Genomic DNA, 13,924 nt, shown 5'->3' with positions numbered 1-13,924 from the left:
TCATCCCGGCGAAAGCCGGGATCCAGCTTTTTCAGTGACTTACCAAACAGCTGGATTGGACAAACATTCGTTTGTCAGAAGCAGCCGGCTTTCGCCGGAATGACGGCTTGTTCAGACCTTCCCTAAGCCGCGCCGCGAAGCGGTGCCGACTTGAATGAATTCGCTCACTGGTTGGATACAGGGTCTCGCTGTGACCATATTACTGAGATGATCTTCCAGCCGTCTTCGGTGTGGACCAAATGCCACATCTCTCGGCCCCAATGGGATTCTTCCCCATTGCGCAGAACGGAATAGTCAAAGTTCACGGAAGCGACCAATCCATCCGTATCTATGGTTACGCCCCGAAATACTTCCTCGATCGATTCCGAATCTGTCGAATCGATCATGCCCAGGTAGTTGTTCTCTGTCCACCTGACCACCCTGCTCGCTTCGGGTACGAACTCCTTGAGTCGTGCAACCCGAGCATCGTCGTCCACCATCTGCCACGTCACATGTTCAGGATTATCAGAGTAGAAAAGGCCAACAAAAGTTGCCTTGTCCTTGTTGATGATTGATGTGCGGAATGCCTCCACAACTTCGCGGATTGCCTCAACATCTTTAGGGTCGTTATGGGCAGCCAGTGTGGATTGCGAGGCGACCGACAGCGAGAGAAGAGCAACGAGGGCGAGTTTCTTGAGAGGTGCCATGATATTTCTCTGGGGTTTAACGCCATTCTATGCCTCATCGGAGGCAGGAAAACTGCGCCCTACAAAATCGGCGACAACCCGGAGCCGAAGCCGGTGAACACGCGCACGCCGAGGCGCTTCAGGCCCATGTCCACTTCGGGGAAATCACCGACGGGTTTGTGGCAGGCGCGGAAGTGCGGGGAGAAAGGTGACGGCGGTTCGCCGGGTGGGCAATCCGGGCCGGGTGCGTATTCGTAACTGGTGGCGTACTTGATCGGCCACAGGTCGAAGATCGGCAGGCGTTCGGAAATCTTCCCCAGCGAATATTCCAGCCCGGACAGCACCGGCGGGCGGTCGCGGCGGGCGATGGTCCATGCATTGCCGGGTGCCATGTCGCGGCGAATGCTGGTGGCCAGCGCGCGGGCGAACGCAGGGTCTTCGATCACCACCGCGCTTTCGGTGTTGAGGGTGTCGCCGCGCGGGTCGAAATTGTGGGTGCCGACCACGCCAACGCGGCCATCCACCACCAGCGATTTTGCGTGCAGGCCCATGCGGATGCCGGCGCGCTTGAGCCGTACCGGCATGCCACCGGCTGAACCAAACGGCGAACGCCGGCCAGCTTCACTCTCCGGCTCGGAATCCAGCCCGCGTAATGCAAGCAGGCGCTGGCGCAGGCTGCGGCGTGCGGGCTGCGCGGGTTCGTCTGCGTCCAGTTCCGGCAAGTCCGCACCGGTGATGCCGAACTCGAATGGCGCATCCGCCGGGAACGGTTTGAACTCGTGGATTTCGAAACCGAACTTGTGCAGGTAGCGGCGCTTGTACTTGTACGACATCGCGTAGGTGATGAAGGCGTCGGTCGCGGCAAGACTATTCGTGGACACGCGCACGCGCGGCGGCGCGTCCTGCTTGTGCAGGTGGCGGAACGTGCGCTGCGCCTGCCGCGACAGCACCAGATACGGCGTTTGCAGCAGCACGTCCTCGCGCGCGCCGGCGATCAGTTCCATCAACCGCGTGCTGGCCGCATCCGTGCGCACCGGGACGTGGTTCTTCGCGGGCGCATCCAGCCGATGCTTGACCGGGAAGTCGGCGATGAACTGCACGTTCTGCACCGCAAGCGCCGGGGTGATGAAGCGTTCGCGCAGCACCTGCGGATCGGCCACGTCGGCCAGCAATGCGCGCACCCGCTCCGGCTTGCGATAGGGATGATGTGGCGGCGGCGGTGGCCCGTTCTTCAGCAGGTGGCGGGCGACATCGCCCAACTGCTCTGCAGGCACGCTGCGGCGCGAGTTCCAGAACGCTTCGAAGTTCACCGCCATGTCGCGCAGCGCAGGCCCGGTCAGCAGCAGGTCGCGGTCACGGAAATTGAAGTGCGCGTCCCAGTCGTAATAGTCGTCCTGATAATTGCGCCCGCCGGTGATCGCGGCGATGCCATCGACCAGCAGCAGCTTGTTGTGCATGCGCCGGTTGAGCTGGCCCCAGCAACAGGCGGCAGCAACCGCGTACATCGGCAATGACAAGCGGCCGCGATCCAGCACCGGGTTATAGACGCGCAATTCGAAATTGGCATGCAACGCACTGTATGCCGCCAGCGTGTCCAGCTGTTTCAGCGCAGCCAGTTGATCCAGCAAGACGCGCACGCGCACACCGCGGAAGGCTGCGGCCTGCAATTCATCCAGCACCAGCTGCGCGGAATCATCTTCGTCGAAGATGTAGGTCTGCAGGTCGATGCTGTGGCGTGCGGAACGGATCAGATGGATGCGCGCCAGCAGCGCATCGGGCGCGTTGTCCAGGATCAGGGCGTTGTGCCGTGGCGCTTCCGGTGTGGACGCCGCCATCGTCTCGCGCGCGGCGTCCATCAGCGGCGATGGCAGCGCGCAGGCATCCTCGCGGTTGCAGTCCACCTGCGTGCTGCGCGCGGCATGGGCGATGCCGACGGCGGCATCGCGCTGCGGTGGCGACAGCGTTGCGCAACCGGCCAGCGACAACAGCGCCAGCAGCGCGAGGGTGAAGCGATGACGCATCGCGATCCCTTCGCGCGGCCTATGGCCACCAGAACGCGGACAGGCGGGCAATGCCGGGTTCGATCACTGCGCCCGCAGGCAAGTCCAGTACCGCGATGGCAGCGGGCGGCATGCCGCGATAGTCGCCGGTCTGGCCGCTGTGCATCAGCGCGGCCAGTTGTTCCAGACCGGGGTTGTGGCCGATCAGCAGCAGGCAGCCGGCATCGTTGTTGGCATCGGCCAGTGCGGCCAGCGTGCCGGGGCTGGCTTCGTAGATCGACGGCTCCTGCCGGCGCTCGGCATCGCCCAGCTCACCCAGCGTGTCCAGCGTCTGGCGCGTGCGCAGCGCGGAGGAACACAACACGCGGTCGGGTTGCAGGCCATTGGCGCGCAACCATTCGCCGGCGGCGCGGGCTTCGGCCAGCCCGAGCGAGGACAGCGGGCGGTCGTGGTCGTCCTGTCCGGCGCTGGCGGGCTCGGCATGGGCGTGGCGAAGCAGGATCAATTGGCGCATCGTGCGTCCTCCCGGGGTTGGTGCATGGCGGCATCAAGGCCGGCCCGGCGACGGCGCGGGCATGCCGGCAGGGTACAACGGGCGATGCTGAAACGAACGCCTTTCGCAACCTTCTTGTTCAGCCTGCGCCCTGCCCGGCAAGGTACTTGTGCAATGCAGCGACCGCCGCGCGCAATGCGTCCACCAACACTGGCGCCTGCTGCCAGTCACCGCCACGGCCCGTGCTTTCCAGCGCATCGGCGGCAGCGGCCAGCTGCATCGCACCCACCAGCCGCGCCGCGCCCTTGATCTTGTGCGCCTGCCGGGTGACGCCCGGCGCATCGGCGAGTGCCTGCAACCGTTCCAGTTCACGCATGTCCTCGTCAGTGCTGGCAAGGAAATCCGCGAGCAGTGCGCGGTTTGCATCGCTGCCGCCACCGGTCAATTGGTCAAGCACGGCGGCGCGCAACACTTCCAGGCCGGCAGGTTGCACCGGCGCATCCGCTGGCGGCAGGTCGGCGGTTGCCTGTTCGTTGTTGGCGGTCTGGATGCGCATCGCCTCTTCGTTGGAAATGCCAGCAACGGACGCGGTATGCGGCAACCAGCGTTGCAGGCAGGCACCGAGGGTTTCGATGCCGACCGGCTTCGCCAGATAGTCGTCCATGCCGGCTTCAAGGCAGCGCTCGGCTTCGCCCTTCAATGCCGACGCCGTCAGCGCCACCATCGGCGTGCGCGGCAGCCCGCGCTTTGCTTCCTCCGCGCGGATCACGCCAGCCAGTTGGTAACCATCCATCAGCGGCATGTGTACGTCGCTGAGCAGCAGTGCATAACGCCCGCTGCGCCAACGCTCCAGACCTTCGCGACCATCACATGCCACTTCCGATGCGTAGCCGGCCAGCGCCAGTTGCCGCTGGATCACCTGCCGGTTGGTGGGATGGTCATCGACCAGCAGCACCAGGCTGCGTTCGCGTTCGGCCTGCTCGATGGTGGGCAATGCGCGCGGCGTGAAACCGGCCACGCGCCGGCCCGGCAGCATCAGGTTGGGCAGTTCCTCCGCTGGCGCGCGATGCAGGCGCACTTCCAGCCGCATGGTGCTGCCCTGTCCCAGCGTGGAATCCATCTCCACGCTACCGCCCATCAGCTCGGCGATGCGGCGGCTGATGGCAAGGCCCAGCCCGGTGCCGCCGAAGCGGCGGGTGGTGTTTGCCTCCGCCTGCGAGAACGGCTGGAACAGCCGCGCGCGCGCCTGCTCGCTGACGCCGATGCCGGTGTCGATGACCTGGAACGAGAGGCGGTCGCAGCCCATCGCGCCATCGTCGGCATCGTGGCCGCGCAGTTCCACCACGGCGGTGACGCCGCCACGCTCGGTGAACTTGATCGCATTCGACAGGAAGTTGCCGATCACCTGCCGCAGGCGCACCGGGTCGGCGTAATGCGCGGGCGCGATCTGCGGATCGATCCGGCACTCCAGGCTGATGCCCTTGGCAGAGGCCGAAGCCGCGTAGTTGGCGACCACGCTGTGCATCAGGTCCGGCAGCGAGGTTGGCACCAGTTCCAGTTCCATCCGCCCGGCTTCGATCTTCGAGAAGTCGAGGATGTCGCCGATGATCCGCAGCAGGGTTTCCGCCGAGGCCTGGATCACGCCCAGCGCGCGCCGCTGCTCGGCATCCAGCTGGGTGTGCGACAGCACCTCGATCATGCCGGTCACGCCGATCATCGGGGTGCGGATTTCATGGCTCATCGAGGCCAGGAACGAGCTCTTGGCCTGGCTTGCTTCCTTCGCCCGTGTTTCGCTGTCACGCAGTGCGCGTTCCAGCCGCTTGAGCACGGTCAGGTCGGTGGCCACCGCCAGCAGGCCGACCATCGCGCCGCTGTCATCACGCATCGCCGACAACGCCAGCAGCACCGGCAAGGTGCGCCCGCGCTGGTGGCGCAGCACGAACTCGCGCGGGGGCTCGTGGTGTTCGGCCAGCAGGCGCAGCGCCGTCCAGTCCGCCGCAACACGCTGGCCGTAGGCCTCGCTGAGTGAACGCGCCAACGCGCCCACGGCGTCCTTGTCGAGCACCACATCGAGCTTTTCGCGCCCCAGCAGCGAACCCGCCGGCCAGCCCAGCAGCATTTCACCGAAGGGGTTCACCTGCGAGAACACGCCCTCCTCATCGACCGCAAAGATCGCAGTCTGTGCCGCTTCCAGCAGCAGCCGCTGGAAATGCTCGCGGCGTTCCAGCGCCACCCGCACGCGGTCGTTGCTGGCAAGCTGGTCGTTGAGCTGGGTTTCAATCCTGCGCACGTGGTCGCGCATCTGCAGGAAGCTGTCCATCACCTCGCCCAGCTCGCCGCGCGGAATGTAGTGCGGACGCGCGGTGTAGTCGTGCTGCTCCATCTTGCGCGCGAGCCGGGTCAGGCTTTCCACCCCGCGATAGCCGTTGCGCAGGATGCGCCGCCCGTACACCACCGCCAGCCCGAAACACAGCAGCGCCAGTGCGATGCGCACGCGGCTGAGCCATTTGCCGCGCACGATCTCCGCCTGCACCAGCACGTCAGCGCGGTATTCGCCACGCTCGGCCAGCGCGGTCAGGCGTTCGACCACCGGGTCGATGGCCGGGTACAGCTCGCGGTCGGCAAAGCGCCCCAGTTCCAGGATGTCGCGCGACTGCAGGATCCGGTGCAGGCTGGCGGCGGCTTCATCGGCACGCGGGCGCGCCAGCAACGCCTGTTCCAGCAGCGCCTTGTCATCGCCGGCAAGCGGCATTGCCTGCAGCGCTTCCCAGTCGCTTTGCGTCGCGGCCTGCGCCTCGGTCACGCGGCGATCGGCCTGCTCCCAGTCGATCAGGTAATTGCGGGTACGGAAGGTGGTGTTGACCACGTCCTGGCCGTAGGCATCGGCCAGCCGGCGAATGCGGCGGATGCCGATCTGCACGTCATCGCGCATCGCCATCATCGACTGCCGGGTGTAGTACTGGCCGATCTCGTCGATCAGCAGCACCAGCGCGCCAGTCAGCAGGAACAGGCCGAACAGGCCCAGCAGCTGGTGGCGGATGCCCAGCTTGGACGGATCAAACCGCATGCCGATGCTCCGTTGCGCGCATGCCGGACGCGGGCGACCTCAATAGCCCGGGCGACGCCAGCGCGACACCAGCGCCTGCAACTCGCTGCCCGGTGCCGGCCTGCCGATCAGCCAGCCCTGGGCCACGTCGCAACCCAGCTCGGCCAGCATCTGCCAGTCCTCGACGGTTTCCACGCCTTCGGCCACGGTGGTCAGCCCCAGCTTGCGCGACAGATCCAGGCTGGCTTCCACCACCGCACGCTTGCGCGGCTGCGCGTGCGCCTCGAACACGAAGTCCTGGTCGATCTTCAATTCGGTGAAGGGAATCTGCGACAACTGCGCCAGCGAGGAATAGCCGGTGCCGAAGTCGTCGATGGACAGCCCAAAGCCCTTCAGCCGCAGCCGCGCCAGCAGGCCCAGCCCGCGCGCGGCATCGGACATCACCGAGCTTTCGGTGATTTCCAGCACCACTTCTTCCGGCTCGATGTCGTAGCTCTGCACGATGGCCTGATAGCGGTCGGCGGTGGAGGGGTCGGCCAGCGCCACCGCAGGCACGTTCACCGACAGCTTGAGCCGCGTGCTGCCGTGGTCCCATTGCCGCTTCCAGCGGCAGCCCTCGCTCAGCATGCGGTCGGTCAGCGCATTCGCCAGCCCCTCGCGTTCCAGCACTGGCACGAAATGCAGCGGGCGTACCACGCTGCCGTCGGGGCGCTCCCAGCGCGCCAATGCCTCCACCCCGATCACCTTGCCGTTGGCGAACTCCACCTGCGGCTGGAACCACGGCACGATCTCGCCCTTTTCCAGCGCCTCGGCCAGCATGTCGATGCCGAACTCGGTATCGGGATCGTCCTGTTCCTCGCCCGCTTGCTCGTCGAAGCGGTTCAGCACGCCTTCCAGCTTTTCGCGGGTGAGCGGCTTTTCCACGCTGCCCAGCACGCGCAGGCCGTAGGCGCGGGCCATGGTCTGCACGGTATTGAGCAGGGCAGGATCCAGCGCGCTGACCACCGCCACCGCACGCGCCAGGCGCTCCTGCGCGATGTGGCCGATGCATTCGATGCCGTCCATGCCGGGCAGGTCCAGGTCAACCAGCACCACGTCCGGCGGCGCGTCCTGCCTGCGCAGCACGTCCAGCGCATGCAGGCCGTCCGCGCCTTCCAGCACGCGCTCGATGCCGATCTCACCCAGCAGGTGCAGCGCGATCCGGCGCTGGAAGCCGTGATCCTCCACCACCATCACCTGTAGCCCCGACCAACTCATGCCATCTTCCCCGGATGCATGCGGCAAGTGGCAAGCCTACCGCAGCTTGCGCGGTTCATGACAACTGCCGCAGCAGCCAGGCCCAGCCCGGCAGGCTCAGCAAGGACAGCAAAATGCCGTAGCCGACCAGCGCCGCAGCGAGTCTCGGGGCCAGCCCATGGCTGATCGCCAGCGCCCCAGCGGTGACCATCGCCGGCATGCCTGCCTCCAATACGCTGGCGTGCAGGATGTCGCCATGCAGACCCATCGCCTTGCCCAAACCCAGCGCCAGCAAGGGCAACAGCAGCAGCTTCAGCGCCAGCCCGGCCAACAGCGGGCGCAGTTCCTCGTGCGGCATGCGCAGCCGTATCGAAAGCCCCACCGCCAGCATCACCAGCGGCAGCAGCGCGTCCGACAGCCTGCGCAGCATCGCCGCGATCCATGCGGGTGGATGCTCCGGCATCGCCACGAAAGCGAACACCAGCGCCCACAGCGGCGGGAAGCGCAGCATCCGCAGCGCGAACGCACGTGGCGAAGGCGGTGTGTCACCGCCATAAGCCGCCACCACGTACAGGCCGAAACTGGACAGCAGCAGGAAGCTGCCCAACTGGTCATAGACCACCGCATACGGCAGCGCCTGTTCGCCCAGCAGCGCCTGCACCATCGGGTAGCCGATGAAACTGGTATTGCCCAGCCCCACGCACAGCAGCAGCACTGCGTGCTGGTCGCGACGCAGATGCAGCCAGCGCGTGCAGGCCAGCACCAGCGCCACCGTCGCGCCCATCAGCAGCCATGGCGTGGCGACCAATGCCAGCAGCGAGGCATCCAGCCGCAGGCGCGGCACGTAGATCAGCACCGCCGCCGGCAGGCAGACATGCAGCACCACCAGATTGAGTACTTCGGGCGCGCTGTCGGGCAGCATGCGCAAGCGCGCAAACAACATGCCCAGTGCAAGCATGCCGAGGATCAGGGCAAAGGCGTCGAAGGCCATCGAATCAGCGCGTGGGGGCGGACGCGCAGCCTAACCGACCCGCGCGCCCGGATGATGGGCGCGCGGGATGTTGCGATTACTTCGCCGGTTGCAACGTGACCCGATCCAGCACCCACATCAGCGGGCGGGTGTCGCCGGTGGCGGTAAAGCACAGGTCACTGCGACCCGCGACGTTCTTCACCGGCACGTCCACGTCGATGAAGCCGTCCGCGCCGGTATCTGCCGGCAGCGGCTGGCGGGCCAGCACCGGCCCCCTGCAGCCGCCGGACTGCACCAGCAGTTCGCCATTCGGCGTTTGCGCCGGCAGGAACCGGCGGTTCGGTTCGTCATGGGCCAACTGGAAGTAGTACGGAATGCGCCCCAGCCGCACCTTCATCGCGCCGATGCCGTCCATGTCCGCCTGCGGCCACAGCCAGCACGGATAGAAGATGGTGACGTTGAAGATCGCGCGCTCGCCTTCGGCGGGGCCGTCGTCCTCCAGCCGCAGCAGCAAACGGCCCGTGTCCGGACAGGTGGCGAGCTGTTCGTCCGTGCGGGTCAAGAGGCTCACGGCATCGAACCTGTGCAGCGTGGCCGGAGCCAACGCAGTGTTGCCGGCGAACGCGGCGGCGCGGATGTCCAGCGGCAGTTTTGCTTCCACCGGCGCGGCGTACAGCGGCGACTGCGCATTCGGCTCGCTGCCGTCGGTGGTGTAGCGGATCGGGTAGCCCAGCGTGTTGTCCAGCGCCACCTTCACGGTGCCGGCCTTGCGCTCGTCCTCGGCCTTCGCCAGCACTTCGAACGGTGTCTTTGCGTATTCGATGCCCAGCGCCTTGTAGCGCTGCAACTGCACCGGCAGGCGGGTCAGGAAGCCTGCATAGTCGCGCTTGGCTGCCGGCGACCAGCCGATCTCCGCCACCGCAGCAAGGCGCGGGAAAGCGTGATGCTGCACGCGCGCGAAATTGCGGGTGTGCTCCGTCCACAGGTTGGCCTGCACGCCGAGGATGTGCTTGTGCTGCTCCGGGGTGAGTTCCGCCGGCACCGGCTCGAAGCCATAGACCTTCTCCAGCGTCACCTGCACCGGCCGGCCCGGCGGCTCATTGGGCGACAGCGTCTGGTGGTAGTCGAAATACAGATGGCTGGCCGGCGTCATCACCACGTCATGGCCGGACTTGGCGGCGGCGATGCCACCTTCGGTGCCGCGCCATGACATCACCGTGGCGTTCGGTGCAATCCCGCCTTCCAGGATTTCGTCCCAGCCCAGCAGGCGACGGCCATGCCTGGCAAGATGCCGCTCAAGCCGCCGGATCAGGTGGCTCTGCATTTCCATCTCGTTCTTCGCGCCCACTTCGCGCATGCGCTCCTGCACGCGCGGCGACGCGATCCACTGGTCCTTCACCGCCTCGTCGCCACCGACGTGGATGTAGGTACCGGGGAACAGCGCGACGATTTCGTCGAACACGTTTTCAAGGAACTGGAACGTGCTTTCCTCGACGTTGAACAGATTGGGGAACACGCCCCATTCGCTGGACGGCTGCAGCAGCTTGTCGGTGGTGCCCAGCTCCGGATACGCGGAAATGGCGGCAGTGGCATGGCCGGGCACGTCGAACTCCGGCACCACGGTGATGTGGCGCTGTGCGGCGTACTGCACCACTTCGCGTATTTGTCCCTGCGTGTAATAACCGCAATACAGGCGCGGCGCGCCGGTCAGCGGAAGTTTGCCGGCATCACCGGAGGGAATGCGGCAGCCGCCGACCTGGGTCAGGCGCGGATAGCGCTTGATCTCCACGCGCCAGCCCTGGTCATCAGTGAGGTGCCAGTGGAAGGTGTTGAGCTTGTGCATGGCCATCATGTCCAGCACGCGCTTGACCTCGTCCACGCTCCAGAAGTGGCGCGCGGAATCCAGCATGAAGCCGCGCCAGCCGAAACGTGGTGCATCTTCGATCCGCTGTGCGTCGATGCGGGCCGCGCCGGTGCCGCCATCGGCAGTGGCAAGTTGCCACAGGGTGACCGCGCCGTAATACAGGCCGGCAGGCGCACGCGCCACGATTTTTGCACCCGCATCGTCGATGTCGAGCCGGTAGGCTTCATCGCCAGGCAAGCTGGCCTTGCGATCCAGCACGAACTCGACCTGGTTACCACGTCGCGCCGCGCCCTGCTTCGGGGTGAAGCCGCGCGAACTTTGCATCAAGCCAGCGAAATCACGCGCCGCATGCACGGCCTGTTCATCACCGCCCCACACTACGAGGCGCGTGTCCGGGCCAAGCGTGAAGCTGCCCTCGCGCGCCTCGATGCTGGCGGGCAGCGGGATCAATGCCGGCGTGCCATCGGCGGCGGTCGCGGCAAGCGGCGGCAATGTCAGGCACAGGGCAAGTGCGATGGCGGACAGGCGTGGAACATGGCGGGATTTCATGTGGTCTCCTCGTCGTGGCGCATCGATTCTCGCACCAAAAAAAGCGGGGCCCGGGTTGCGGGCCCCGATCCGGGGGGTTACAGCCAAAGAAGCAATCGCAATTAGAACTGGAAGCGCACTGTGGCCATGTAGCGGCGACCGGTCTTGTACAGGCCGCGCACCAGCATCTCCGTGTTGGCAACGCCGGGGACTTCCGCGTAGGAGCGATATTCGCTGTCCAGCAGGTTCATGCCGTCAAGACCGATCGACAGCTTGCCGTTGATCTTGAAGTTGACGCTGGCTTCCACCGAGTCGTAATCGTCCGTGACCAGATAATTGCCGCGATCGACGTTGGTGTAGTACTTCGAGCGCATGGAATAGGTCACGCGCGCGCTCCAGCGATCATTCTCGAAGAACGGGCTGAGGTTGACCTGGTTCTTCGAGTTGTATGGCAGATGGGCACCGCTATCGGCCTTGGCATCGGCATAGGTGTAGTTCGCCAGCAGGCCCAGGCCATTGTCGAAGGTCTTCTGGAACGCCAGCGAGAAGCCCTGAACCTTGGCATCGCCCGCATTGTTGGGACGCGAAACGTCGAACTCGGTGACACCCTGCTCGGCCTGGTTGTAGTGCTGCTCCTTCTGGGTGCTGACCAGGATGTAGTCGTTCACCCGCTTGTGGAACAGGGTGCCGGCCAGGATCGCGTTGTCCGCGAAATACCACTCCGCCGAGAAGTCCAGGTTGGTGGACTTGTACGGATCCAGATCCGGATTGCCGCCACCGCCGGTCCGGGTCTGGTCGCCCAGCCACAGATAGCTGGACATGTCACCGTAGTTCGGGCGCGAGATCACCTTGGCCGCCGAGGCGCGCAGCACCACCTGGTCGTTCAGGTCGAACGCCAGGTTCACGTTCGGCAGCACGTCGTTGTACGCCTTCTTGACGGTGGCCAACTGGTATTTGTGTACACCGTTGTTGGCTGCATACGTCGAGGTGCAATTGATGTAGCCGATGCACTGCCAGCTGGTGCTCTCGGACTCGGTACGCACCAGACGCACACCGACGTTGCCGCGCAGGCGCTCGGTGCTGAAGTCGGCCTGCACGTAGGCCGCCGTCACGTCTTCGGTCACGGTCCAGGTGTTGGCCGCGTACGAGGCATCCGTGAAGGTGCTCGGGCTTGGCATGGTCTGCCACGGGGCCAGCCAATCGCCGCTGAGGATGTAATCGGCCAGCTTCCAGCCATCGATCATGAAACGGCTGTTGAGATCGCCCACGTCACCGAAACCGGACAGGTAATTGCTCGGCAGCGAACGCGGATCGAACATGTCGGCGCTGGCATCGCCATAGCCCTTGATCGAACCCAGCGAGACACCTGTCATCGACTGCGCGGTTTCGTGCTCGCGGCGCTTCACGCCAAATCGGATCTGGTGGATCGCCGAATCCAGATAGATGCCGAAGTCGGCCTGCAGGTACTTTTCCTCGTCACGGGTCGGCTTGGTGACGATGTTGCCGCCCCAGCCGGGCTTCCAGTTTTCAGCGGTGGCAGGGTCGGCATGCCAGCCGCAGCCCCAGGAGTACTGGGTGCAGGGTTCGCCGCGATCGAAGCTGTAGGCACTGGGGTCATTGAACGGGCTGCCCGGATTGCCGGGTGCGGCATGCCTGGGCACGTCCTGGATGGCATCGGTCTGGTAACCGCCGAAGTGCAGCGTGGGTACCTTGCCGGTCAGGTCGTAGCTGTAGTGGGCCTTGTTGAGGAACTCGCCGAAGACCTGACGCCCGGTGCCGCCGGTGGCCTTGGAGATGCCGCCATGCGCCGAGGCGAACCATTTTTCGTCGCTCCACTTGACCTTCAGGTCGTAGGAATCGGTATCCACCGTGGCCTGGCGGTTGATGAGGTCATACACCGTCAGCGCATTGCGGAAGCTGGCCTTGGTGATGACGCCACCATCGACGGTCAGGTCGGTCATGGCAGCCAGCGAATTCCACACGTTGCCGTTGAAGGCGAACATCGAATGGCTGATGTTGTCGTAGCCGGCCTTCACGTCCAGCATGTTCAATTCAACGTCCATCTTCTCGTGCGGCTTGAACTGCACGGCCAGCGAAAGGGTGTCGCGCTCGCGCTGCTGCTCGAAGTAATGGGCGCTGATCGCGTTGGGTGCCACCGCATTGGGATTGGCCAGCAGGGTGGTCCTGCAAGCGTCAACGCAGGCTGGCGGCATGACGGTCGGCGGATTGGTGGCCCAGTTGTCGCTGGTGCTGGTGATCGAGTTTGGCGCGCCTTCGCGGCCATTGATGTAGTGGTCGCCAGTCACGGTGCCGTAGGACTCGATGCCATCGCGGCGGATGCTCTCGTCCGCGCGCTGCGCCGACAGGATCAGGCCGAAGTTGCCGGCCTGGTTCTTCCAGCCGAACATGCCTGAAATCGACGGGTCGCCACTACCGATGCGGTTGTTGTACAGATAGCCCACCGAACCTGAGATGGTAGTGCCTTGCAGTTCCAGCGGCTTGCGGGTATGCACGATCACGGTGCCGCCAATCGAACCTTCGTCGATGTGCGCCTCGGGCGACTTGAACACTTCCACCTTGCTCACCAACTGCGGGGCCAGCAGCGAATAGTTGAAGGTGCGGCCCGGCTGGTCGGTGATGAACCAGTCTGCCGACGCGATGGTCTGGCCGTTGAGCAGGGTGCGGTTCAGCGCCGGATCGGTGCCGAGGATGCTGACCTTCTCGCCCTGGCCGAAGGCCTTGTCGATGGTCACGCCGGGAATGATCGTGATGGCTTCGGCCACGTTGGTGGCCGGGAACTTGCCCACGTCTTCTGCGGTGATCGCATCGACGATGGCATTGGCCTCGCGCTTGGCTTCGAGTGACTTCTGCAGGCTGCCACGGATACCGGTGACCACGACCTTGTCGAGGTCTTTCGCTTCCTCCTGCTTGGTCGGCGCGGATTGACCCGCATCCTGCGCAACGGCGGTGCCGGTCATGCCAAGCGCAGCCACGATGCCGAGCGTCAGCATATTTTTGCGGATTTTCATTTCTGTTTCTCCAGGGCGGTTGTGGCTTCGGGTCCTTTCCATCGGATCCCTGGCCGCTTTGGTCAACGTGTTGCGGCAGCCTGTCCTTGCATG

General features: G+C 65.1%; 8 protein-coding genes. All 8 read right to left on the bottom strand.

Features of this window, described 5'->3' with window-relative positions:
* Nucleotides 1-164: 164 nt before the first annotated feature.
* Nucleotides 165-686 (bottom strand): nuclear transport factor 2 family protein, encoded by a 522-nt coding sequence (locus QM612_RS03135; protein ID WP_415252443.1) that lies wholly within the window; start codon nucleotides 684-686, stop codon nucleotides 165-167.
* A gap of 59 nt (nucleotides 687-745) precedes the next feature.
* A complete protein-coding gene (locus tag QM612_RS03130) occupies nucleotides 746-2,686 on the bottom strand; it encodes a phospholipase D family protein (protein ID WP_415252442.1) in 1,941 nt (646 codons plus the stop codon).
* Between the two features lie 19 nt (nucleotides 2,687-2,705).
* Nucleotides 2,706-3,179, bottom strand: coding sequence for a SixA phosphatase family protein (locus QM612_RS03125; protein ID WP_415252441.1), 474 nt, complete (start codon nucleotides 3,177-3,179; stop codon nucleotides 2,706-2,708).
* A 118-nt stretch (nucleotides 3,180-3,297) separates the two neighbouring features.
* Nucleotides 3,298-6,225 carry an ATP-binding protein gene (locus tag QM612_RS03120; RefSeq protein ID WP_415252440.1) on the bottom strand — a complete coding sequence of 976 codons (2,928 nt, stop codon included), beginning with the start codon at nucleotides 6,223-6,225 and terminating at the stop codon, nucleotides 3,298-3,300.
* A gap of 39 nt (nucleotides 6,226-6,264) precedes the next feature.
* On the bottom strand, nucleotides 6,265-7,461 hold the full coding sequence (locus tag QM612_RS03115) for an EAL domain-containing protein (RefSeq protein ID WP_415252439.1): 1,197 nt from the start codon (nucleotides 7,459-7,461) through the stop codon (nucleotides 6,265-6,267).
* A gap of 55 nt (nucleotides 7,462-7,516) precedes the next feature.
* Nucleotides 7,517-8,431 carry an AEC family transporter gene (locus QM612_RS03110; RefSeq protein WP_415252438.1) on the bottom strand — a complete coding sequence of 305 codons (915 nt, stop codon included), beginning with the start codon at nucleotides 8,429-8,431 and terminating at the stop codon, nucleotides 7,517-7,519.
* Nucleotides 8,432-8,507: 76 nt separating this feature from the next.
* Nucleotides 8,508-10,823 (bottom strand): beta-N-acetylhexosaminidase, encoded by a 2,316-nt coding sequence (locus QM612_RS03105; RefSeq protein WP_415252437.1) that lies wholly within the window; start codon nucleotides 10,821-10,823, stop codon nucleotides 8,508-8,510.
* Between the two features lie 101 nt (nucleotides 10,824-10,924).
* A complete protein-coding gene (locus tag QM612_RS03100) occupies nucleotides 10,925-13,831 on the bottom strand; it encodes a TonB-dependent receptor (protein WP_415252436.1) in 2,907 nt (968 codons plus the stop codon).
* Nucleotides 13,832-13,924 lie beyond the last annotated feature (93 nt).

It is taken from the genome of Thermomonas sp., assembly GCF_047606765.1.
GTDB lineage: Bacteria > Pseudomonadota > Gammaproteobacteria > Xanthomonadales > Xanthomonadaceae > Thermomonas.
This window is presented reverse-complemented; position numbering and strand designations above follow the sequence as displayed.